Here is a 22872-nt window from a genome sequence, read left to right as displayed (position 1 = left end):
TTTAACTAAGCATTTGTTTTTATTTCTGGTATTGAACGCGGAACTCCCCCGAGACGATTGCGTCGAGAACGCCTCTTGCTACATCGAGATCATGCTTTGGAACGTGCTTGACGCGCGTCCTCTCGTATTCGACTTCTCTCACCGCCAGTATCTTGCGAAGCGCAACGCCTGCTTCAGAAAGCGCCAGAAGCCTTCCTTGCCCTCTGCTCACGTGCCCAGATGCCAGAAGCTGCTCAACAGCGGCCGTCGTCGCACTTCGCGATAGATAGCAAAGTCCGCAAAGCGCTTCGTCGCTGATGTTTGGATTGTTAAAAAGCTGGATAAGCACCCGTGTTTTCGGAATGTCGAGGCCGAGTTCTTGTCTATGACTTTCGAATTTTAGCGACATCGAATTAAATGCCCAATATAGACTGGGGAATAACTCGGCAGATTGCTTCTGCGCACCGTTTGTACTCGATCTGGGTAGCAGCGCTGGGTCTGCGGCCATCGCTGGATGATCTTGAGCGACGACATACCGTCCCTGGGAAAAGATCAGTGCCTCACCTGGGCTGGTTTCGAAATGCTCGACTCGCCCGACTACGATCATATGATCACCGCCCGGAAACATCGTATCGGTACTGCACTCGATAACTGCCAAAGAACCTTCGATCACTGGCGAACCGAACTTGCCATCCGTCACCTTCACCGAACTGAATTTGTCCTCACCAGATTTACTGAAGTGCTGAGACACATCAATTTGCTCTGACGACATAACGTTAATCGCGAAGTACTGCGCGCTCTTAAACGCTTGAAAGTTGGTCGACTGCTTACGGATTGACCACAAGATTAGGGGCGGATCGAGCGACACTGATGCAAATGAGTTCATCGTGATGCCAATCCGCACTCCGTCGACGCATGCGGTGACGACCGAGACCCCCGTCGAATATTGGCTTAGACAGCGCCGGAGGCTCTTTAGAAGATCCTCTGATTTGCTGGGAGATTGAAGAACCATCCTCTTTTTCCATTCACCAGAATTGTTTGACATTAGATCTGTGTGCCGAGCGGTAGCGCATTATTTCTCTTAGCGCGCTCCAATCCAAAATGATCTCTCAACGTTCTTCCAGTGTATTCTTTTCTGAAAACGCCTTTTTCTTGTAGAATTGGCACAACTTGGTCTGCAAATTCCGTCAGTTGATCTATAAAATAGGCAGGCATTACATTGAACCCGTCCGCAGCACCATTTTCAAACCAATCGATGAGCGTCGTGGCTATCGTTTCGGGCGATCCGCATAGCACCCAATGCCCACGCGATGCCGCTACGAGATTGTAAACGTCGCGCAAGGACATGTTTTCGCGCCGAGCTTTGGACAAAATTGCCCGCGCAAAAGCGTGACTGGTATCCGTAGATCCAGCCTCAGGTATTGGACCGTCTAGATTGTAGTCAGTTAGGTCGATGCCCAGTCTGTCGGAAAGAATGTGGATCCCGTTTTTGTTGTCCACGAAGCTCTGGAGCATGTTCAGCTTTTCTAGGGCCTCCTTGTCCGACTTGGCGACCACTGGCATCACCCCTGGCATCACGGTAACTGCATCGCGCGGCCTTCCTGAAGCCTCCACCAGACTTTTGAGGGCTGCGTAGTCCTTTTGTGCCTCGCCAAAGTCTTGGACTACGGAGAAGACGACATCGGCTACTCGTGCGGCCAGAGCTCTTCCCGCCTCCGAACCGCCCGCCTGAATTACAATAGGACGGCCTTGCGGCGAGCGGCCAATGTTCAGCGGACCTTTGACTTTGAAATACTGCCCCTCATGCCCAAGGGGACGTACCTTTTCGGGATCGATGTAAGTTCCAGTTTGTCGATCAGCGACAATTGCATCGTCTTCCCAGCAGTCCCAAAGACCTTTGACGATATCGATAAACTCCCCGGCGATTTGGTATCGCTGGGCGTGATTTGGGTGCTCGACACCATAATTTGCGGCGGCCGCTGCATCCGTCGTAGTAACTGCGTTCCATGCAGCCCGACCTCCGCTAATGTGATCCAAGGACGCGAATGCACGGGCAATGGTGTACGGAGCGCAATAAGTAGTTGATGCAGTCGCCGCCAATCCGATGAACTTCGTCCCGCTGGCTGCCAGGGCAGCCAGGAGCGTCAGAGGCTCGAGCCGTGCAGCATAAGACGGATGTGCATACGGGTCTGAGCTCAACGAGTCTCCAACAAACACCATGTCAAATTTGGCGCGCTCAGCTTCAAGAACAATCGCTTTCAACGCCTCGAAATCTTGGTTGCTGGCTATAGCACCCGTAGGCCTCCAGCCCGCGATGTGACTTCCTGTTCCATGAAGGAACAGGCCTAGGTGCATCTTCCTCTTCATATGTCCCGCCTCTGTTTCAGAATACGCGCATATTGTTGCGCGCTTTTCTGCTCTAGCATCAAGGATCAATTTCGCTTCACTGCGCTGCCTCAAAAGCAGCGCGAACGCTCGAAGGCGGACCAGGCCTAGGCATCGGTCGTCAGGTTCGCACAAGAAGATGCCACGCTAGCGGGGCGACACGGCTTGCGCGTTTCGCGTCGCATTGTGGGACAGCAATCGAAGCGCGGTAGAAGATAGATCGATTGGGGGGCCACTATCCCGGCCTGTGGAGCCATCGCTCAACAGCAAGCGGACGCAGGCGATCTCACCAAGGTGCAAGTTTGGAAACATGGGTATGCTTCGCAAACTCGTTCCGCCCTGGCCGGGAGAGGAGCCAGGGCGGAACGGTACGTCAACTCCCCTCGACCCGCGGTGACCCAGATCCAGACGAAGAGTTGACCGCTTAGCCATTAGGTTGACCAAGCGCGGCACAATGCCATCTCAGCACTGCCAGCGCGCTAGGAAGCCTGGCTTGCGAACAGTATGGAGACGACGATGGCTTGTTCGCGAACGCCGTCTCAACGTTTCTTCTATCGAGGACGCACCCGCATCCTATCGGCAGCCTTTTCAAGCAACCTTCGAGGGATTGTCGGCGTAAGCTGCTGCATTCAGCGCAGAAAACTCACGTCGAAGCCGTTCTGTATCTGCGCCTAGTGCTGGCACCGAACCAAGTGTGGGGGCATTGCCGTTTACCACCGCTCCTGGCGCTAGCATCTGAACGGGCCCCGTCGGAGTATCGACGGACACATAGCGATTCTGCGGGTGCACGACGACCTCATCAAGCGTACTGACTCGCCCGAAGGCAATGCTTGCCTTCTGAAGTTTGGCCTCAAATTGATCTCGGTCCAAGGTCGAGATGATTGCCACGATCTCGCTGTCCAGCTTCTCACGGTTCTGCACGCGACGACTGTTGGAAGAGTATAGTTCGTCAGTGGCCAGTTCCGGCCGCCCGAGCCCCTCGCCGCAGAAGTTGACCCATTCACGCTCATTCTGAATTGAGAACAGCAGCGCCTTGCCGTCGGCGCATGTGTAAGCCCCATATGGCGCGATGGTAGGATGGTTCAAGCCGCTTCGAACGGGTGTCTTCCCGCCGTAAACGAACTGTAGATAGGGGACGTTCATCCAATCGGATAACGCGTGATAGAGCGACACGGCCACGTGGCGCCCCTCTCCTGTCTCCCTTCGAGCGTAAAGAGCTTGCAGCACCGCCTGCGTCGCTGTCATGCCAGCGGCAATATCGCAAACTGAGACACCCACCCGTGCCAAACCGTGCTCGTTACCCGTGATTGCGGAGAGACCACTCTCAGCCTGCACCAACAGGTCGTATGCCTTTGCCTCGCGCCGAGGACCCTCGTCACCGTACCCAGAGATCGAGCAGGTAATAAGCCGCGGGAACCTTTGACGCAGCAGATCCACACCAAAACCCATTCGATCGATTGCGCCAGGGGCGAGGTTCTGGATGAATACGTCGGCTCGGCTAACCATGTTCATAAGTACGGCTCTATCCGACTCTTGCTTCAGGTCGAGACAGATGGATTCCTTGCCGCGGTTCAGCCAGACGAAATACGCGCTTTCCCCATGCACCAAATGGTCATATTGCCGAGCAAAATCTCCTTCCGGCCTTTCAATTTTCAATACTCTGGCCCCCGCATCTGCCAACTTGCAGGACAAGTACGGTGCTGCAACCGCTTGCTCAATGGAAACAACCAGGATTCCTTCAAGATCTGTTTTCATCGCCCATGCCAATTATACAAGTGTTATTTTTGAAAGGAGCGTTTTGCCCGCTTTAATCACATTGCTGACATTCAGCAGAACAGCAAATAGTTAGGCCATAGGGCCGTCATACAGTATTGCTATCGCTTGGCACCCGAAGCGAGTTTTGCCTCAGAAGCCTGCTGCTCGGCCGGCTCTCGCAACGACGAGCTGTCCCGTCGGTTCCATAGCCCGTTGACGGGTCGGTCATTGTTGAGAAAATGCACGTATGACCCTGTCGTCGGATCAAACAGCAGTGCCTCCGGCGACATATCCGTCCAAAATGCCCAAATATCTGTGCTTTTCTGCCTCTGACAAAAAAGACGCTGTGAAACTGTTCCGAGCAATCTCCACGACTTGATCTTTAGATAGTTCAAGCTCATCGCAACACGCCTTGAAATTTTCGTTGATGTATCCGCCAAACAGAGATGGATCGTCGGAATTAATAGTTACTTTTACACCATGATTCATCAATCTCTTCAAAGGATGATCCCGAAGCGAATTGACAACATTCAGTTTTAGATTTGAGAACGGACAAAGAGTTAATGGAATTTGCTTAAGTGCAATTTCCTGAACAAGTTCCATGTCATCGATACAGGCGTTCCCGTGGTCGACACGATCTGCATTCAGCAGCGAGACCGTTTCTCGCACATATGACGAGGGCCCTTCCTCGCCCGCATGAGCGACGACTCGAAATCCGCTTTCTCGACAGGCACCGAAAAACCGGGCAAAGCGAGACGGAGGATTGCCCATCTCTGGTCCGGCAAGTCCGAATGCAGCGATCTGATCCCACCAAGGAGCAACCTGGCTCAAAAGATCGAAGGCCGCAGATTCCGGACGATGACGGTGAATGTTGACCATCAATCTTGAAGTTATCCCAACTTCCTTTTCGGCGTCGATACGAGCTCGCGTAATGCCGTCCAGTATAGACGCCATTTCCACACCTAATGGGATGAAACTCTGAAGACCGATGAATACTTCAGCATGAAGTACGTTCTGCTGTCGAGCACGCTTGAAGTACGCCATGGCCATTTCATAGAAATCTTGCTCATGACGCAGCACGCGACAGCCACCCCAAAATACAGCGAGAAAGGAATCTAGATCAGTGTAGCTGTACGCTGACCTAAGTTCATCAGCAGATGCCCAGGGCACATCTACCGAATTGCGCCTCGCAAGCTCCATCACCATTTCGGGCTCCAGGCTACCCTCCAGGTGCATGTGAAGCTCTGCCTTTGGCAAGCCATCAATGAAAGCGTAGAGGCCTTCCATGTGTTCTTCTCTTTCTGATCGGAAACGCTGGCCATCGCCGCGCAGTTCCTACTAGGATCAAAGCATGCGACAGCAATGTCGCTCGAACGCCAAAGCTCGCGGGTGCCTGAGTCGCGAACACCTAGCGCGTCGCGTCAATTGCCCCCAAAGGAACTATGGCCATTCCGGATACGTCGGCTTGCTTGCGTCGTATGACAACCAAGGCCTGGCATGAGACATCCACACGCTATGCGTTGGCACAACACCAGGGTCAGAATCAAAGGTGCCTGCGCGAACTACAACAACCTCAGGTTTTTGCGGACGCTCAGCATAAATATGTGTCCCGCAGGAAGAGCAGAACCATCGCAGCTTGCCGGGAGTAGATTCGTAGCTATTCAATGCGTCACCTCCACTCACAACTTGGAAGTCACTCCTTGCGACTGGTGCCGCAGTATTATGGTCTGATGCATGCGACTTACGGCAACTTTGGCAAAAGCAATGGAACATTGGTCCGTTCAGCTGCTTGACTTCATAGCGAACGCGTTGGCATTGGCATGAACCGTGAATTGGCAAGGTTGCCCTCCATCCTCAGATGTTGACGTCGTGAAAAGGTTCTCCGCCAGAACCATGAGGGCATTTAGCCCCATGGCCTGGCGGCTGCCGTCTATCGAGAGCAGCAGGGAATCCACGGGATCACGGACTAGACCGGACACCCCAGACTCAGCTCGTCGGCTTGGAACCTAGAGTTCGCCTGCGTCGATAGAAGTGGTCGCAAGTGCTGAGTCGGCAATGCCGTACTTTGCAAGCACCTTCGAATAGGTACCATCTGCGATCAGGGCGTTCATCGCGGCCTGAACCGCGTCACGAAGCTCAGCCGAGTTTTTGGAGAAAACCATCCCAGCACGCCACTCTCGGACAACCCCACCCAAGTTCCGGAACTTGTTCGGCTCAAGCTTCTTGGCATAAACGAGAGCCTCGGTAGTCACGATTGCCGCATCATACCTCTTCTGCAACAGACCAAGCTGCACAGGCAGATCCTCGGTAATCTCCTTGATTGGTTCTTTGCCTTTGTCCACGCATTCCGATTTGCTGACCTGCTTGATGACATCGCTGAAAACAGAGAGATAGCGGGCGTTCCCCACCGATCGGCCACACAAATCTGCCAGCGCCTGGATGTCTTTGGAATCCGCATCACGCACAAAGAACTGAGGTCCCGACTTGAAGAAATCGAGGAACGACAAGTTATCGCGCCTAAACGGAAAATCGTTCAGGGACCCGCCATGAAAATCCAGTCGACCCGTAGTCAGTCCAGGTACAATCTGGGCGAAACTAACATTGACATACTCGAATTTCGTTCCGAGCTTCGCCTCCAATGCGTGCAGCAGCTCAATATTCACACCGGTTGGCTTCTTGGTTTCCGGATCCGAATAACCCATCGGCGGATAGGTCAATTCAATCCCGACATTAACTACGCCTGCATCCTTAAATTTTTGAGGCAACTGGACTTCCTGAGCAAACGCGCCTCCAGAAAGCATAGCGCCCATAAATCCACTGATCAGTCCCAAGGTAATCCCGGCACGATTCTTCATATCATTCTCCTCCAAAAAATTGCCAACCACGCCGAGAGTTGCTGTCTAGGCGCAAGCGTCGTTGGCTCCGAGAACCTGATAGGCAAGGCCTGCTCCAGCAGTTCTCATGCGAGAGGCTGGGATAACTGATCAGTGCGCAATCCGGTCGTGCAGCCATCTATGCACTCTCCGCCGCATTGGATGTCCCAAACGGCCCACAGTCCAATAGATAGTCGCTATGGGGGACATGTGATAAAACTAGGCTACGACGAGCCAGTGGCCGCTGGCGCCGGCGGACCGCAGGGGTCGGGAGGCACCCTACGCTCCAGAGACATCTTGTGTCGTCACGATTGAATCGCGAGCGGCATCGAACCCAGGCAAACGGCCTGCAGACCGGTCTTTACGCCCTGCCTGGAAAGACGATCAGGTGGCATGCGCGCCATGATCCAGCTAACCCTCTAAGCCCTCCCAGGATCGCGCTCGCCGCCAGGATCACCGTTCGTCCTTGAGGATTCCTATGGCGGCCATGTGATCTTGTTATTTGACTCAGCGCGCAACGGTGGTGTGTTGGCGTACGGAAATTCGAATTGGGGCAGATGCTCCACAGTACGCATGGGAGGTTCTATGAACACGATATCAGCCACCAAACCAACGGGGGCGCCCATCAGCGCGTCACCCTATGTGGTTGCCAAGCACATACCGTACGCTCGCTATGTAATATCGGCGGCTCTCATCGTCGCCCTAGCTTTGATTGCACACGCGTTTGCGGTTGGTCAAATACAATGGCTTGTGGTGAGGCAATATCTATTTGATAGCGCCATCATGAATGGAATGATCAATACGATCATCCTCACGTTCTTTTCGATGGTTGCTGGTATTGCGCTTGGACTTGCAAGTGCACTAATGACGGACTCGCAAAATCCTTTGATGCGCTCCGTCTCCAGCGGCTATCGTTTCTTCTTCAGATCGATACCAATACTATTGCAGCTACTTATTTGGTATAATCTCGCGTTGGTCTTTCCTCGGATAGTGGTTCCTGGAATCGCATCATTCGAAACAACGCAAGTGATTACACCCTTTGTAGCAGCGCTTCTTGCTTTTGGTATCTCACAAGGCGCGTACACCAGTGAAGTGATCAGGAGTGGACTGCTCTCCGTTGGTCGCGGACAGGTTGAGGCCGCCAAATCGATCGGAATGACTAGAGGGGCGACCCTACGCCGGATCGTATTGCCACAGGCGATGAGGGTAATCGTACCTCCGCTTGGCAATGAAACCATCGGCATGCTCAAGTACACGTCCCTCGCCAGCATTATTCAGTACCAAGACATCGTCTACAGTACGCAAACCATTTATTACGCGAACGGCCTCGTTATTGAAATGCTGATTGTGTGCGCATTCTGGTATCTGCTCGTAGTTGCAACTCTGAGCTATTTCCAATCCAAAATCGAGAAACATTACAACAAGTCTAATCAAACTCATTCGAGCAGGGTGGAGAACTCCGTTGAAAAAGCTGGTTGAAATTAACAACGTCGTAAAGGCATTCGGTTCGTTCCAGGCGCTTCGCGGTGTTTCATTGGACATCAACGAAGGGGAAGTCGTCTGCATTATCGGACCATCGGGATCCGGCAAAAGCACCTTGCTTCGTTGCATCAATCACCTCGAGACGGTGGATGGTGGATTGATCAAAGTGGCCGATAACGTGATCGGTTATCGACTGACGGGTTCTGTATTGCACGAACTGCCTGACCGGGAAATCGCACAGCAGCGCGCCCAAATTGGCATGGTGTTTCAGCAATACAATTTGTTCCCACACAAGACGGTCACCGAGAACATAGTCGAAGGGCCGATTATAGTGAGGCGCAAGGACCCGGCCGAAAGCCGCGCAAAGGCCAAGGAGCTGCTGCAGCAGGTTGGCCTAGCAGAAAAAGCTGATTACTATCCAGGTCAGCTCTCGGGAGGTCAGCAGCAGCGCGTTGCAATTGCACGCGCCCTGGCAATGGAGCCCCGCCTGATCCTTTTCGATGAGCCCACATCAGCACTGGATCCAGAACTGGTCGGCGAGGTGTTACAAGTCATGCGTCGCTTGGCGGCCTCCGGGATGACGATGATAGTCGTGACGCACGAAATAAGTTTCGCACGTGAAGCCGCGGATCGTGTCGTATTCATGGATGGCGGCCAAATCGTCGAAGAGGGAACCGCTGACGAGCTGATATCAAACCCGCGCAATGAACGTACGCGCGAGTTTCTCTCCGCAGTACGGGCCTAGTACGGAAAACCCGGCGCCATCCGCCAGACACAAAGGCGTTGGTGCCAAATTGCGAAACAGCAAACTGGCCTGCGAACAGCTATCAGGTATCCCTTCGGCGAGGGGCCGCCTGGACGACGGCTCGCGCATGCATTGGGCTCATAGACACGCCGCCACGGCAACAGGCTTGTCGACATTGGGAAATGGTGAACAGGAGGCGTTGGGCAATCTCGACGTCAAGAGACATATCGAGGTTGCAAAATGAGCATAGAAACTGAACATGTGTCCGAAAACAGCAAACGCGAATTCGCAAGATTTATTAGCGATGAGATAGATCGAGCCTTAGTGCATTTGGGCAATGTTTTTGGCCCAAACGAGCTAAGCTCAGCGGGAAGTCTTGATTGGCGGGAGGCAGCATCGATCTCCGTTCTACCGCCAATCAATGACCTTTCCCCCAGCACCACTCAAAACCACCTGGCCGATTTAGCAACAAAAGTCGTCCATGCGATCGCGACCGAAGCAGTCCGTCGTTTTACGTTGAATGAAGGCCAGCTAGTTGGCGCCACGTTGAAGGCGCCTGACTCGTCCGTGTCCGCATCTAGAAACGCCCGTGGCCCGAGTGGGGAGCTCGATTCCATGTTGATGGAAGATTGGGCAGGACAGGTTGTTGGGCAGACGTATCTGGAAGAATATCTTCGTATTCCACGATCGACATTGCATTCGTGGAAGCGACTTAACGAAGTGATTGCACTGCGCACAGGGCGGCGCAAACACGTATTCCCTCTGGCTCAATTCATCGATGGACGGCCCGTCTCCGGAATACGGGATGTGCTTTCGATAATCTCTGATCCACGTGTCAGTTGGTATTGGCTAAGCCGCCCTTCTTCAGATCTCGATGGTTGCGTGCCTATCGACATGCTCAGGCGTGATCGTGTTGCGGAAGTCATCGCGGCCGCGCGCGCCTTTTCGCAGGAAGGCCGCACTACGTCTCCGTGAATGTTGGATAGACCCATATAGCGGGGCTTTACGCGGTCGAGCATGAGACGCGCTCCCCCAAAAGGCATTTGTTCAAAGGCTTCGCCATATCGGCACATAAGCAAATTAGCCCGCTAACGCCGCCAATAGGCGCATGACACCACTGCCAATCCCACTCACAGCTAGCCACGCGCGCCCATGCAGCGGCCGGCTCACAAAATCTCCAATGCATTGATTTCACTTTATTATCGGCATTCTTAATGCCCGTGATCATAAATCCATATGAACCGTTGGCTGCCCTTGCATGCTAGGCTCTCGGTCAACAATTAGAGGACTAGCAAGCGAATGATTGCGTTTTCAGAACTGCCGATCTTGAATCTCCGAGGCAAGGAGTTTCGAGAAAACCCCAATGAGTTGCACGATCGAGCGCTCTCAACCGGACGCATCCACCGCGGCAAACATGGCGCAGAGGTAGTATCCTACAAGCTTGCCCAAGAGTTGATGCGCGACAAACGGCTGCGCACCAACCAGGTGTCGTTCATGAACGACATGGGAATCCAAGGCACACTAACATACGAATTTCGCTGCCGGATGCTGGTTGGGCAAGGCTTCACTCAAGACAGAACTACGATACGTCAGGTCTTTGTTCGCCACCTTGGCCCCTCGAGGGCAGAGGAGATGCGCCAGACTATCCGCGTGATTTGCAACGACATCCTTGATGGCCTCGTAGCTGAGGGGAAAACCAGGGGAATCGAATTTTACGACGACCTCGCGGTCCTGATTCCGTCGAGACTGTATTGCCATTGGGTTGGAGCGCCAAAAGAAGACGCGCCTTTTGTCGCTCGTATCTCAGACCAGGTGTTGCGCGTGTTCACACGCGACACATCGTTCATGCCCTCGATCGAGTCCGGCTATCATGAGCTGTTTGACTACATTGACGCTCAAATCGCGGACGCACGTCGAAATCCGCAGGACAACCTTTTGGGTGCCCTGATTGCGGAAACCGACAAGGATGTATGGACCGAGGGTCATTTAAGGGACTTCGCGGCCATGATCTTGGAAGCATCCACAGACAACACGGCCAACCAGATCGCCATGGTTGCAGCGATGGTTCTCTCCCGGCCTCATGTTTGGGAGGCGGTGAAAGCAGACCCGGAATTGGTACCCGCCGCCGTGAAGGAATCTATCCGCCTGCATTCTCGGTCGGTCCGGGCGACCCGCGAAACACTCGAGCCGATCGAAGTAGACGGGATCTCTATTCCTGCAGGAACGCCAGTCTCAATGGTCATCTGGGCGGCCCACAGAGACCCTACAGTGTTTCCGAACCCGGACGAGTTTGATCTCCACCGAGAGCGCGCTCCAAACATCCAAACATATGGAGGTGGCGTATTCAGCTGCCTGGGCCAGTTTGTTGCTGAGATCGAGATGGAAGAAATGTTGCGGGCGCTGGTTGAGCGCTTCCCAAACACGCAAATGGAGACTCTCGAAACTGAACACGATCCCTTTGTTTCTCGCGTTGCCACGATGAAGGTCAACCTGCTTCCGTAATCATAAAAAGAAAGTCGTAGGTTATGTCTACTATCACTTATATTAGCAATAACGACTCACCTCGCGAAGTCCGCACTGACGTCGGAATGAGTGTAATGGAAGCTGCCATTGCCCATAACATCCCAGGAATTATTGGCGAATGTGGAGGCGCGTGTGCATGCGCTACTTGTCATATCTATTTGAGTAGCGAAGCATTTGAAAAATACGGTTCACCAAATGTATTCGAGAAGGACATGTTGGAATTCGCAACGGCTGAAGCCCGGAGCACAAGCAGGCTCGGTTGCCAGGTAAAGGTACATCCTGACGACCCGCCTCTTACGGTTACTATTCCAGATAGCCAGTAATCTTAGACACCCAGTGCTCCTTGCGGGCCGCATGACTATCGCGGCCCGCAATTTTTTTGTGAAGCCTCGAAACGATCGGCAAGCTGCGCCTTTGGCTGGTTACAAGTGCATTCCGCCATACCAGTTGCATGCGAACGTCGGCCAGGCCCGCAATTCACGCGGATTCCAGCGGCTGACCTTCATGTTCAGTCGCCGTTGTTATGGCCCGTATGCGCAAACCCTATTGGACCACATCGACTATCGGGTGTTTCGTTCCAAACGTCATTCGCCCTTTTCCCAAGTGTGGGCTCTGAGACAGTGATGGAAACTGCGGCACGGCGAACCGCGGATCTGAACGTTAAGAGACTTAGACACAATCGGGTCAAGAACTGGGAGTTAGTTGTGCGCATCGTTATCATTGGCGCTGGCCAAGCGGGTATGCAGGTAGCCTCGTCGTTGCGGCAGAATGGTTTTGGCGGCGACCTGGTCTTAATCGGCGACGAACAGCAACTGCCGTATCAACGTCCCCCATTGTCCAAGGCGTTTATCAAAAGGCAAGTCGAGCCCGCGGGGCTGCTCCTGCGCTCGGCAGCGGCGCTCGCAGAGCAACGAATTGACCTCTTGATAGACTCCCGAGTCACTCGGATTGACCGTGACGCACAGCTCGTCCAAACCAACGATCGCACAGTGGGATACGACTATCTTGTGATGGCCACTGGAGCACGCGCCCGTAACCTCCAAGTACCCGGCAGCAACCTCGCAGGGGTTATGTCGCTTAGAAGCATCTCAGATGCCTTAACCTTTCGCTCAGCCTTGGAGTGCGCGCACCAGGTTGCGATCGTAGGAGGCGGCTTTATTGGCCTCGAAGTAGCTGCGACGGCAGCAGCGATGGGAAAGTCGGTCACCGTAATCGAGGGCGCAGACCGTGTCATGGCGCGAGCCGTCGCGCCATTAGTTTCGTCATGGCTCGAGGCGATGCACAGCAGCATGGGAACTCGCATTCTAAAGGGGCACGCCGTAGCTTCCCTGGGCGGCTGTTCGCGCGTTCAAAGTGTGCGCCTAACGAACGGCGACGAGGTCCGTGCGGACTTGGTGTTAGTTGGTGTGGGTGGCGTTCCCAATGTCGAGATCGCCAAGGACGCGGGCCTTGAGTGCCCAAATGGCATAACTGTCAACGAGTTTGGTCAAACCTCCGATCCACGGATACTTGCGGCGGGCGACTGCACCCTGCACCCCAATAGATTTGCGGGTGGTGAGTTTCGACTTGAAAGCGTGCAGAATGCAATCGACCAGGCCAAGACAGTTGCTGGCGCCTTGCTGGGTGATCCCAAACCCTACGATTCTGTCCCTTGGTTCTGGTCAGATCAAGGTAGCGTCAAACTTCAAACTACGGGTCTGCCGATAGGTACAGAGAGCTACGTGACGCGCGGAGATCCTGAAAGTGGCCGTTTTACCGTGTTTCATCTTAAGGGCGGCAGGGTGATCGCGGCCGACAGCATTAACAGCCCTGCCGACCATATGTGCGCTCGGCGCCTCGTCGCAGCAAACCATGCGGTTACAGCCGAGACCTTGCGTGACCCGAATACCGACTTGAAATCCCTCCTTTTGCAGAAAGCCGCGTGATTACAATGACCACAACTCTCGAAGTCCGCGCCCCCTACGATGGGGCCCTGCTAGACACCATGAATGTCTCAACGGCCACGGAAATCGAGGCGGCCCTTGAGCTCGCTTATCGGCTCTATCGTGACCGGAAAGCATGGATCCCAAAGCCCGAGAGAATAGCCATTTTGCGTCGGGCAGCGGGGCTGACGCGAGCGCGCCGCGAGGAGCTCGCACTCCAGGTTGCCTTGGAATCCGGAAAGCCCCTGCGCGATGCCCTTATCGAGGTCGATCGCGGCATCGACGGCATCGAACTGTCGGCTGAGTGTCTAAGGCACGAAGCAGGCCACGTCGTACCAATGGACACCAACATCACATCGGCGGGTCGTGTTGCATTCACGCAGATGGAGCCGATTGGCGTAGTCCTCGCAATCTCGGCGTTCAACCACCCCTTTAACCTAGTCATCCATCAGGTAGCCCCTGCCGTTGCCGCGGGTGCCCCCGTGATCGTCAAGCCGTCGCCGAAAACCCCACTTAGCTGCCGTTCCATCATAGAGATATTTCGCGAAGCCGGACTCCTTGAAGGGTGGGCTCAGATGCTCCTGCCGCTCGACCTTGACGTGGTACAAACCATGGTCTCCGATCCACGGGTCGCGTTTTTGACATTCATTGGCTCGGCGTCTGTCGGTTGGAAACTGCGGTCGCACTTGGCGCCAGGCGCGCGGTGCGCCCTCGAACATGGTGGTTCCGCCCCGGTGATTGTGGCGGCGGACGCTGACCTTGGGCAGGCTGTCACTCGCCTCGGCAGAGCAGGTTTCTGGCATGCGGGACAGGCATGCGTGTCCGTGCAACGGGTCTTTTGCGACAATTCAGTTCTAGATGACGTAGTTCACGGATTGTCACGCGTCGCCGACACGATGATCACGGGAGATCCGTCAAAGATCGAGACGGAAGTAGGCCCTCTTATCACCCACGCTGAAGTGGCACGTGTCGCGGACTGGGTGTCCCGCTCTGGTGCGCAGGTGGCAACGGGTGGCAAGCGTTTGGGAGACAGCACGTACTCAAACACCGTACTTCTCAATGCTGATCCCGAAGCGGATGTCTCTCGCCTCGAGGTATTCGGACCAGTGATATGCGTGTACGGCTATGACGACATCGACAGTGCGTTGGCGCGAGCTAACTCCCTGCCTTTCTCATTCCAAGCGTCCGTTTTTACAAGCCACCTCGATACCGCCATGAAGTGCTATCGTCATCTCGACGGCACAGCAATCATGGTCAACGAGCACCCGCTTTTCAGGGTGGATTGGATGCCATTCGCCGGGGCACGATATTCCGGCCTAGGTACGGGCGGCATTCCGCATACACTGCGCGAAATGCAGGTCGAAAAGATGCTGGTCTGGCGGTCTGAGGCGTTGAACTAACGCGATCGTGGCCATGGTCTAGGACGAGCGTCCGCTGCCCCTGCAGGCATATCGGACGCGATGCAGGGCGTGGTGGACCAGGAGGAGTACAGGGAGCGAGTGAATGGACACGGCGACAGTGATCTCAGAAAACGATCTGCGCCAGAGCATTTCTGAAGCGCTTCAGTTCGTCAGCTATTACCATCCGCAGGATTTCATCGAGCATCTCTTCAGTGCCTATGAGCGTGAGGAGGCTCCAGCTGCCAAGAATGCAATCGCCCAGATTCTTCAAAACTCGAGGATGAGCGCCCTAGGCCATCGGCCGATGTGCCAGGACACCGGTACTGCAAATGTCTTCCTCAAGGTCGGAATTGGCGTTCGCATCAACAGTATGCGTAGCCTGCAAGAGATAGTCGACGATGCCGTGCGGGATGCCTACCAAGCCGCAGACAATCCATTGCGCGCATCAATGGTCCGCGATCCGCTCTTTGATCGAAGCAATACCGGGGACAACACTCCCGGAATTGTGCACGTGGAGCTGGTAGCTGGCAACGCGATCGAGGTCGATGTCTCCGCCAAAGGGGGCGGCTCAGAAAACAAAGCCAAATTTGCTGTGCTCGACCCGGGCGAGTCTGTGAGCGATTGGGTGGTAAAGACTGTCGAGACACTCGGAGCAGGTTGGTGCCCTCCAGGTATTCTTGGAATTGGAGTCGGTGGCAGCGTCGAAAAATCGATGCTGCTCGCCAAGGAGGCGTTGAACGAACCTTTGGACATGACTGAACTCCGTGCGAAAGGTCCATCGACGGAGGCCGAAAAACTTCGGGTCGAAATCTATGACCGTGTCAACGCCCTTGGCATTGGCGCACAGGGCCTAGGCGGCCTGACATCCCTTCTCGACGTGAAACTGCGCAGTTTCCCATGTCATGCCGCGTCTCTGCCCGTTTCCCTGATACCCAATTGCGCCGCCACGAGGCACGTCCACTTCCGGTTAGACGGCACCGGTCCGGCACACTTCCCTGCTCCGAGCCTAGCCCACTGGCCGCAGATAGGGCAGATGTCCTCCGAGCCCTTCCGGCGAATTAATTTGGATGACTTAAGCCGGGAGATGATTTCAGGTTGGGCACCTGGAGAAACACTTCTGTTATCAGGTACTCTTTACACAGGTCGTGATGCTGCTCACCGACGCATGTCGAATGCGATCGCTCGAAACGAAGCCCTACCTGTCAACCTGCTGAACAAGGCGATCTACTATGTTGGTCCCGTAGATCCAGTGCGCGATGAAATCATCGGTCCAGCTGGCCCAACTACGGCCACCCGCATGGACCGCTACTTGGAAACCGTTCTTCCCAACACGGGCCTTCTCGTGATGATCGGCAAGGCAGAACGCAGTCCGGCTGCATTGGAAACCATTGCGAAGAATAGGGTTGCGTATCTCGTTGCGGTAGGCGGCGCGGCATATTTGGTAGCTCAGGCTATCAAATCCGCCCGTGTCGCAGCGTGGCCTGACCTCGGGATGGAAGCAATTTACGAGCTCAAGGTCGAGGACATGCCAGTAATGGTGGCCGTCGATACTCTGGGAAACTCTATCCACCAGAGTGGACCCATGCTCTGGCGAGGGCGCCACAAGGCACTTGCGCTCACTTAATCGGCATTCCCTGGAGCGTACTCCGCACTGAGCCTTTGGCAAAGTGGTCGGAACGGGGCCATCTCAAAACTACTCTTGTATCGGGCACGATCAGGAGGGGTGGACTATTTTTGCACTTTCAACGGCTCAGGAGGCCAGATGACTTCGAACCTAAATTTCGTGGCGCCAATTTTCGTGCCCGGGCATCGCCCTGAATTGTTCGGAAAGGCAGCTGCGTCCGGTGCGGACGCCATCATCATCGACCTAGAAGATGCGGTCCCGGCCGATGCCAAGGAGACAGCTAGATCGAACTTGCGGGCGGACTTCACTACACTGCCAGTCCTAGTTCGTATCAACGCAGCGGGAACAGTGTGGCATTGGGATGATGTTGCTGCAGCCGTTGACAAGCCTTTGTCCGGACTTGTCGTCCCAAAGGCTGAGCTGGGACGGACTCTGGAAAAGATCTGCGCTTACCCGTTCGCGCGGACATTCGGCGTTGTCGCGTTAATCGAAACGGCGAGAGGACTTGCCGACGCCAGGCAGATCGCAGCGCTGTCCGGCATAGGCCGTCTTGCGTTCGGCTCAGTGGACTTTTGTGCCGACGTCGGATGCTCACACACACGAGATTCGTTGCTGTTGGCGCGCTCAGAACTAGTCCTTGCATCCTGTCTGGCAGGAAAACTGGCACCTATTGACGGTGTCACGACATCAATCGCTGACATTGCCATGGTTATCGACGATGCCCGGTACGCGTCGAACTTGGGCTTCGGTGGAAAGCTGTGCATTCACCCCAACCAAATTGAGCCTGTGAAGAACGCCTTTCACCCCGACGCAGCAGAAATTGCGTGGGCCCACAAGGTTATCGCTAGCGGGGAAGGAGCTACTGCTGTTGACGGAGCGATGGTCGATGAGCCCGTCCGTATTCGTGCGCGCTCGATCCTTGCTAGAAGCCATGCTTGAGACCTGATCCAGGATGACGCGACCACTGCCGAAAGACCTGCGCGAACGACTCGTCAACGCGACCGAAGCCGGAGAAAGCCGCCGAGCTGTCGCCGCCCGACTTGGCATAGCCATATCGTCGGTAGCGAAGTGGTCGCAACGCTATCGTATGTGCGGTTCATTCGATCACGGAAAAATCGGAGGGCACCGCAAGCGACTGCTAGAGCCATACAGCGCATTCATTCTGGAGAGAGTTAGCCAGACCCCGCGCCCGTCAGTACATGCGCTTCAGACCGAGCTCGCAGCGCGCGGAGTAAAAGTGTCACAGGACACAGTGTGGCGTTTTATACGACGCGAATACATGAATGCGGATAGTTCCGACTAGAGTATTCTAGGAGCAACAATCTGAGGGCTAGATAAGCCCGAGGGAGCTACCTTTCAATTCTCTTACCGCCATACCATAAATCCCGCGCCAGCAGATCCTCTACGACGCTTATCGCATTGCGCTCCACAAGATCACAGGCACGCGTCATTGTTTTTTCTGGGTTGCGCGCCAAGTATACTTTTCGCTCGATCAATGGATCACAAATTGGCGAACAAACCAAATTTCCAGCTGCCAGTGCTTCATGCGCTGCTGCGGGCATCAAGATCGAATATCCACTTGCGCGAGATACAAGCGCTTTGATATTTGCCAGTGAATCGATTTCAAGAACGGGCGAAATCGTCACACCGTTTGATCTCGCAACACTGTCGATTAGCTTACGCAAGCCATGCGCGCGCGACGGTAAAAACAGGTCCAGACGTGCGATTTCTTTCAAAGATACAGGCACGCCGGGCTCTGATTTCAGAGGCCAACTATCTGGCGCTGAGAAGAAGTGCGCAATTTCAGTTAGCATAGGCCGAAGCGAAAGCTGACGGATGCCCGCTACGTCGTACAAAACTGCTAGATCCAGTTCCCCAGTAGTGACCCAATCAAGAATTGACCCACTCATGGCCTCTGCAATTCGCAGGTTCACTCCAGGGGCAGCGAGCCGAACAGTCTCTGCCAAGGGCACGCCCATGACAAGCGCTGCAGAGCTAGGCATGCCGAACGCAACGCTCCCCGTCACATTCCCATAGGATGCGCGGACATCCTCTTCGGTTCTCTCGATCATCTGAAGGATGTCCCGAGCTCGGGCCAACAGTATTTGCCCCTGCTCAGTCAAAACGACTCCCTTCGCTGACCGAGTGACCAGCTTCGCCCCCAGTGATTCCTCCAATTGACGCACATGCAAGGACAGCGACGGCTGCGCGATGTGGAGCCGCTCTCCCGCGGCGGTCATCGACCCTTCTTCCGCGATTGCAACAAAATAGCGTAGCTGCCGAATATCCAAACTGTTCTCCCGCCGTCGCCGCACCTCCCGCAGGGCAGTCAACTCAAAAGCTGAGCCGTGCTCTGAACCAGAGCACGGCCCCTCCTAGCGCCAACCTATTAACTTCAGCTTGAATAGCAAGGCGTTCTACTGCGGAGCTCTAGCGTTTTGCAAGTCGGCTCATTACCTTGCGTAAAGGAAAACCACCCTTGCGCGCATTTGGCGCATCTTGGACAACCGGGTGACGTTGCAGATCGGAGAAGCCCACGTTGGATTTGCCCACGTGGCTTCCCAGGATTATCAACAGTTAGCCGTTCAGTTCGGCTACTGCCTTCATGGTAATCCCTCCCTGGCCATCCGCACACCAAAGCATCAACGTCTCCGGTGAGGTATGAGTGGCATTCAATGTAAACTTTTGGCCGTCGAAGAGCGGCGCTAATCCCCGACATGTGAATGTCTTCAGACTGCCCCTTTTTCTATCCGCGCAGCCAGGTTCATCAGTAAAGTGGCTTGGAGAGGGCCATGTACGAGGAGGCCTGGATAGCCTTCAACCTCACACGCATAGTCACGATCATAGTGGATTCTATGCCCGTTGAAAGTCAACGCCGAGTACCGGAACAAGAGAGTTGTCGTCGCATCGACACAAAGGTTGTGCTCAGCTACGGGCATATCAACTCGCAGCTCATTCGACGTAGCGTTGCTCAGTCTCTTTTCCGCAAAAACTATGTCTTGGCGCTCACTGATCGCAATTCCGCGATCTGTCGTGATCTCATGCTGGACGGTCACAAAGACTAGTCGCCCCCTCCGTCCGTTCTTCTCCAAGATGTCCGTTATTCGCGATGTACGCCTTACACGATCACCAATCTGCAAAGGCTCCACGAACCTCAGCGTAGATCCTGCCCACAAACGTTGAGACAACTTTAGCGGGGGGAGAAAGTGGCCATCGCTAGGATGCCCGTCCGGACCGATCTCACTTGCAGCCGCCGCCGAGATAGCCAGACACCAGTGCACTCCAGGCGGCACGCTTTCCGTCTCGTTTGGCGCTAGGTGCCCGATCGTTGCACGAAAGCGCTCAACCAAGCCGCCAGTCAGTTCCTCGGTTCTCTGTTCGGATTTGCCTATCCACCCCTGCAGTTCAGCTATGTCCATCATTGTGCTTCCGCAATCGCTTCACTGGCCCGTTCCTGACTTACTTATTCCGGCAAGCCGACGGCCAGATTCCTCAATATGAACGCGGCATGCCGAGCACATGTTCGGCAATGTAGGAAAGGATCAAGTTGGTGGAGATGGGGGCGACCTGATACAGCCGAGTTTCCCTGAACTTGCGCTCGATGTCATATTCCTCAGCGAAGCCAAAGCCACCGTGTGTCTGAACACAAGCTTCGGCCGCAGCCCATGATGCGTCTGCAGCCAGCATTTTTGCGATATTGGCTTGCTCGCCACAGTCCTGGCCACTCTCAAAAAGAATAGTTGCCTGGCGAACCATTAGTTCGGCAGCTCGCATTTGCGCGTATGCGCGGGCGATAGGAAACTGTACCCCTTGGTTCTGGCCGATAGGCCGATCGAACACCACACGATTGCTCGCATATTCCGACGCTTTTTCGATGAACCATTTTGCGTCCCCTACGCATTCGGCAGCAATCAGAATGCGTTCGGCATTCATTCCGGAGAGGACGTAGCGGAAACCCTTCCCCTCTTCGCCAACTAGATTCTCAGCCGGGATTCGCACGTCATCGAAAAATACCTCTGTCGTCGCATGGTTCATCAAGGTCCGGATCGGCTTGATGGTCATGCCACCCTTGAGCGCCTCCCGCATGTCGACGATAAAGACGGAAATGCCGTCGGTCCGCTTGGCTACTGCCTCCTTTGGGGTGGTCCGGGCAAGCAGCAACATCAAGTCTGAGTGCTCTGCTCGTGAGGTCCAGACTTTTTGCCCTCTGACGATGTAATGATCTTTTTCGCGCCGAGCGAAGGTCTTGATCGAAGTCGTGTCAGTCCCGCTCGTCGGCTCTGTTACGCCAAAGGCCTGCAATCGAAGCTCGCCGCTCGCGATGGCTGGCAAGTATCTTAGCTTCTGCGCCTCGCTGCCGTGCCTGAGCAGGGCGCCCATGATATACATCTGGGCATGGCACGCGCCTCCATTTCCGCCAGCGCGCTGGATTTCTTCCAAGATTGCCGCAGCTGCCGCAAGAGACAGGCCAGAACCTCCGTACGCCTCCGGAATGAGCACCGCCAAATAGCCAGCATCCGAGAGGGATCTCACGAATTCAGTTGGATACGAGCTTTCCCGGTCCAGCCTCCGCCAATATTCATTTGTAAAGCTCTCGCACAGTTTCCGAATCCCATGTCGAATTTGGGTTATATCCTCGCCTTGATCGATGTCTTTGATTGCCATGGTAATTGAACCTCCTTCGACGACTGATGATCGATTTCTCAAGCCTGTGGCTTGGGTCCGTTGGGGGATCGTCTTCGAGAAGGATTCCGCGGAATCAAAAGACTGACCTGCCTGGCGCGATCGACCTGCCAAAGGCGAGACAGCAAGGTATTCGTCTCACTTGTGTCAGTTGCTTGGCTGAAGGCCGCAAGTCTGCGGAACTTGTCCTCAATCTCACTGCGGGAGAGCGCGTTGACAGGGTCTCCCCTTGGCGCGTCCACTCTCACTTCGATTATGCGCCCGTCGCGAGTGCGCAAGCGGACCTTTCCTATCCATCGCACTGGGTAAGCTTGATCAACTTCGGCATCCAGGGCCATCCGCACGCATTGCTGAAATTCAGCAACTTCCTGGTTACGAAAGCCGTGCTCGAATTCGGACAACCCGGCTTGCCCGTAGACCGCGATGAGGCCAAGAGTAGTGCCCATGGAAAATTTGGCTTGGTGCACGTTTGCAGGGCTGACCACGGCACTCAAGACGTCGATCGCACCCTGATGGACCAGGGCAGTTACTTCGGCAATGTCCCCTGCACTCAGATCGTTTTCACGCATTGCTTTTAGCAAAGCGTCTGCGGCCGGATGCGTGTGACGACACGAAGCATGTATTTTGAACGACGTTTCTGCCAACGCCCATCGAGAGCCTAGTCCATCCACAAGCTTGTCTGGATTGGCGTCCGTCGACATCCCCTTCGCCATTCCCTGGGGGCCCTCGAGAATCCGTTTTGCCCCAGTGAATCCGCTCTTGGCCAAGTAGGCTGAGGTTAGTCCACTCCCGGCTGCTTTCGCGACATGGAGTGGTTTGGAGTCTGCCGCATCACGCAGAAACTCCCACAAGCCCGCCGCTTGAGTTCCTGCTGACCCAAACGCGTCCAGCATTTGGTCCGGGGATAATTTTAGAAGGCGCCCAGTTGCAGCGGCTGCGGCGATCGTACCTGCAGTACCAGTAGTGTGGAACACCTTGTAGTGCGATCGGCCGAGGTATTCACCGACACGGATACCAACTTCGTAGCCAGCTACGCAGGCGGTAAGAAAATCGTGCCCCGAAGAGCCGATCTCCTGCGAGATGGCTAGAGCCGCAGGAAACACCACAGCACCGGGATGCAACACCGAGCCGCTGTGTACGTCATCCTGTTCGACATAGTGCGATGCTGCACCGTTCACCATGGCGGCAAACAGAGCACTGGTGCCTCTCCGTTCGATCAATATCTCACACGGCCCGTCTGCCGGGCCCATCGATCGACAGAAATTGGCGATGATCTCGACTGGTCGGCCTCCCTTTCCAGCAAGGGCCGACCCTACCCAGTCGACGAACAAATCTTGCGCTCGATCGATGACGGCCGCCGGAACAGCGGCGAAAGTCAATTCGGAAGCAAATCCAGCCAGAAGTGCACTGAAAGAATGCGTTTGCTGCTTTGGCTGTGACACGACCGTCCCTCCTAAAGTCAAAATGCCTTTCGCACCTAGAAGCAACATGTGGCGTGATC

The 22872-nt window shown here is 54.9% G+C and carries 19 protein-coding genes and 1 pseudogene; 10 read left to right on the top strand and 10 right to left on the bottom strand.

The genetic code is table 11. The features are described 5' to 3' along the window. Positions 1–19: 19 nt before the first annotated feature. The 6 genes from HNQ95_RS28440 to HNQ95_RS28415 all read right to left on the bottom strand — a co-directional run bounded on the left by HNQ95_RS28440 (position 20) and on the right by HNQ95_RS28415 (position 6974). Positions 20–991, bottom strand: coding sequence for a flavin reductase (locus tag HNQ95_RS28440; RefSeq protein WP_182575785.1), 972 nt, complete (start codon positions 989–991; stop codon positions 20–22). Positions 992–1023: 32 nt separating this feature from the next. Beyond that, complete coding sequence (locus tag HNQ95_RS28435; protein WP_182575784.1) at positions 1024–2346, bottom strand: LLM class flavin-dependent oxidoreductase; 1323 nt, start codon at positions 2344–2346, stop codon at positions 1024–1026. Between the two features lie 606 nt (positions 2347–2952). Beyond that, on the bottom strand, positions 2953–4119 hold the full coding sequence (locus HNQ95_RS28430; protein ID WP_182575783.1) for a CaiB/BaiF CoA transferase family protein: 1167 nt from the start codon (positions 4117–4119) through the stop codon (positions 2953–2955). A gap of 264 nt (positions 4120–4383) precedes the next feature. Then, positions 4384–5406 (bottom strand): adenosine deaminase, encoded by a 1023-nt coding sequence (locus HNQ95_RS28425; protein WP_182575782.1) that lies wholly within the window; start codon positions 5404–5406, stop codon positions 4384–4386. Positions 5407–5559: 153 nt separating this feature from the next. After that, entirely contained in the window at positions 5560–5958 is a 399-nt protein-coding gene (locus tag HNQ95_RS28420; RefSeq protein ID WP_182575781.1) for a GFA family protein, read from the bottom strand. Positions 5959–6125: 167 nt separating this feature from the next. After that, a complete protein-coding gene (locus tag HNQ95_RS28415; protein ID WP_182575780.1) occupies positions 6126–6974 on the bottom strand; it encodes a transporter substrate-binding domain-containing protein in 849 nt (282 codons plus the stop codon). Positions 6975–7577: 603 nt separating this feature from the next. Between HNQ95_RS28415 and HNQ95_RS28410 the strand changes: the two genes are divergently transcribed. From HNQ95_RS28410 to HNQ95_RS28365, 10 genes and pseudogenes are all read left to right on the top strand, one after another. Further along, positions 7578–8471: an amino acid ABC transporter permease gene (locus HNQ95_RS28410; RefSeq protein WP_210283873.1), complete on the top strand. Its 894-nt coding sequence runs from the start codon at positions 7578–7580 to the stop codon at positions 8469–8471. Continuing rightward, positions 8455–9219, top strand: coding sequence for an amino acid ABC transporter ATP-binding protein (locus HNQ95_RS28405; protein WP_281381320.1), 765 nt, complete (start codon positions 8455–8457; stop codon positions 9217–9219). Before HNQ95_RS28410 ends, HNQ95_RS28405 begins: the two co-directional genes overlap by 17 nt. A gap of 240 nt (positions 9220–9459) precedes the next feature. After that, entirely contained in the window at positions 9460–10194 is a 735-nt protein-coding gene (locus HNQ95_RS28400) for an antitoxin Xre/MbcA/ParS-like domain-containing protein (protein ID WP_182575778.1), read from the top strand. A 324-nt stretch (positions 10195–10518) separates the two neighbouring features. Further along, positions 10519–11721, top strand: a complete 1203-nt coding sequence (locus tag HNQ95_RS28395; protein WP_182575777.1) for a cytochrome P450 — start codon at positions 10519–10521, stop codon at positions 11719–11721. A 23-nt stretch (positions 11722–11744) separates the two neighbouring features. Then, positions 11745–12065 (top strand): 2Fe-2S iron-sulfur cluster-binding protein, encoded by a 321-nt coding sequence (locus tag HNQ95_RS28390; protein WP_182575776.1) that lies wholly within the window; start codon positions 11745–11747, stop codon positions 12063–12065. 381 nt (positions 12066–12446) lie between these two features. Then, entirely contained in the window at positions 12447–13667 is a 1221-nt protein-coding gene (locus tag HNQ95_RS28385) for an NAD(P)/FAD-dependent oxidoreductase (RefSeq protein WP_312871039.1), read from the top strand. A gap of 5 nt (positions 13668–13672) precedes the next feature. Beyond that, on the top strand, positions 13673–15064 hold the full coding sequence (locus HNQ95_RS28380; protein ID WP_182575774.1) for an aldehyde dehydrogenase family protein: 1392 nt from the start codon (positions 13673–13675) through the stop codon (positions 15062–15064). A gap of 103 nt (positions 15065–15167) precedes the next feature. Further along, entirely contained in the window at positions 15168–16688 is a 1521-nt protein-coding gene (locus tag HNQ95_RS28375) for a fumarate hydratase (RefSeq protein WP_182575773.1), read from the top strand. A gap of 138 nt (positions 16689–16826) precedes the next feature. Beyond that, positions 16827–17627 carry an HpcH/HpaI aldolase/citrate lyase family protein gene (locus tag HNQ95_RS28370; RefSeq protein WP_182575772.1) on the top strand — a complete coding sequence of 267 codons (801 nt, stop codon included), beginning with the start codon at positions 16827–16829 and terminating at the stop codon, positions 17625–17627. Positions 17628–17640: 13 nt separating this feature from the next. Continuing rightward, positions 17641–17964, top strand: a pseudogene (locus HNQ95_RS28365) (IS630 family transposase); the annotation flags it as partial. A gap of 73 nt (positions 17965–18037) precedes the next feature. On the opposite strand, the gene HNQ95_RS28360 reads toward HNQ95_RS28365, so the two are convergent. The 4 genes from HNQ95_RS28360 to HNQ95_RS28345 form a co-directional block, all read right to left on the bottom strand. Then, positions 18038–18979 carry a LysR family transcriptional regulator gene (locus tag HNQ95_RS28360; RefSeq protein WP_182575770.1) on the bottom strand — a complete coding sequence of 314 codons (942 nt, stop codon included), beginning with the start codon at positions 18977–18979 and terminating at the stop codon, positions 18038–18040. Positions 18980–19417: 438 nt separating this feature from the next. Then, complete coding sequence (locus tag HNQ95_RS34310) at positions 19418–20107, bottom strand: HTD2 family dehydratase (protein ID WP_512747409.1); 690 nt, start codon at positions 20105–20107, stop codon at positions 19418–19420. A gap of 73 nt (positions 20108–20180) precedes the next feature. After that, positions 20181–21353: an acyl-CoA dehydrogenase family protein gene (locus HNQ95_RS28350; RefSeq protein WP_182575769.1), complete on the bottom strand. Its 1173-nt coding sequence runs from the start codon at positions 21351–21353 to the stop codon at positions 20181–20183. A gap of 38 nt (positions 21354–21391) precedes the next feature. After that, entirely contained in the window at positions 21392–22813 is a 1422-nt protein-coding gene (locus HNQ95_RS28345) for an MmgE/PrpD family protein (RefSeq protein WP_312871038.1), read from the bottom strand. Between the last annotated feature and the right edge of the window lie 59 nt (positions 22814–22872).

Source organism: Aminobacter ciceronei, assembly GCF_014138625.1.
Lineage (GTDB): Bacteria > Pseudomonadota > Alphaproteobacteria > Rhizobiales > Rhizobiaceae > Aminobacter > Aminobacter ciceronei.
This window is presented reverse-complemented; position numbering and strand designations above follow the sequence as displayed.

Coding starts and splice junctions, on each gene's coding strand:
- HNQ95_RS28440 (WP_182575785.1), bottom strand. CDS start 991: ATGGTTCTTCAATCTCCCAGCAAATCAGAGGATCTTCTAAAGAGCCTC.
- HNQ95_RS28435 (WP_182575784.1), bottom strand. CDS start 2,346: ATGAAGAGGAAGATGCACCTAGGCCTGTTCCTTCATGGAACAGGAAGT.
- HNQ95_RS28430 (WP_182575783.1), bottom strand. CDS start 4,119: ATGAAAACAGATCTTGAAGGAATCCTGGTTGTTTCCATTGAGCAAGCG.
- HNQ95_RS28425 (WP_182575782.1), bottom strand. CDS start 5,406: ATGGAAGGCCTCTACGCTTTCATTGATGGCTTGCCAAAGGCAGAGCTT.
- HNQ95_RS28415 (WP_182575780.1), bottom strand. CDS start 6,974: ATGAAGAATCGTGCCGGGATTACCTTGGGACTGATCAGTGGATTTATG.
- HNQ95_RS28410 (WP_210283873.1), top strand. CDS start 7,578: ATGAACACGATATCAGCCACCAAACCAACGGGGGCGCCCATCAGCGCG.
- HNQ95_RS28400 (WP_182575778.1), top strand. CDS start 9,460: ATGAGCATAGAAACTGAACATGTGTCCGAAAACAGCAAACGCGAATTC.
- HNQ95_RS28395 (WP_182575777.1), top strand. CDS start 10,519: ATGATTGCGTTTTCAGAACTGCCGATCTTGAATCTCCGAGGCAAGGAG.
- HNQ95_RS28390 (WP_182575776.1), top strand. CDS start 11,745: ATGTCTACTATCACTTATATTAGCAATAACGACTCACCTCGCGAAGTC.
- HNQ95_RS28380 (WP_182575774.1), top strand. CDS start 13,673: ATGACCACAACTCTCGAAGTCCGCGCCCCCTACGATGGGGCCCTGCTA.
- HNQ95_RS28375 (WP_182575773.1), top strand. CDS start 15,168: ATGGACACGGCGACAGTGATCTCAGAAAACGATCTGCGCCAGAGCATT.
- HNQ95_RS28370 (WP_182575772.1), top strand. CDS start 16,827: ATGACTTCGAACCTAAATTTCGTGGCGCCAATTTTCGTGCCCGGGCAT.
- HNQ95_RS34310 (WP_512747409.1), bottom strand. CDS start 20,107: ATGGACATAGCTGAACTGCAGGGGTGGATAGGCAAATCCGAACAGAGA.
- HNQ95_RS28350 (WP_182575769.1), bottom strand. CDS start 21,353: ATGGCAATCAAAGACATCGATCAAGGCGAGGATATAACCCAAATTCGA.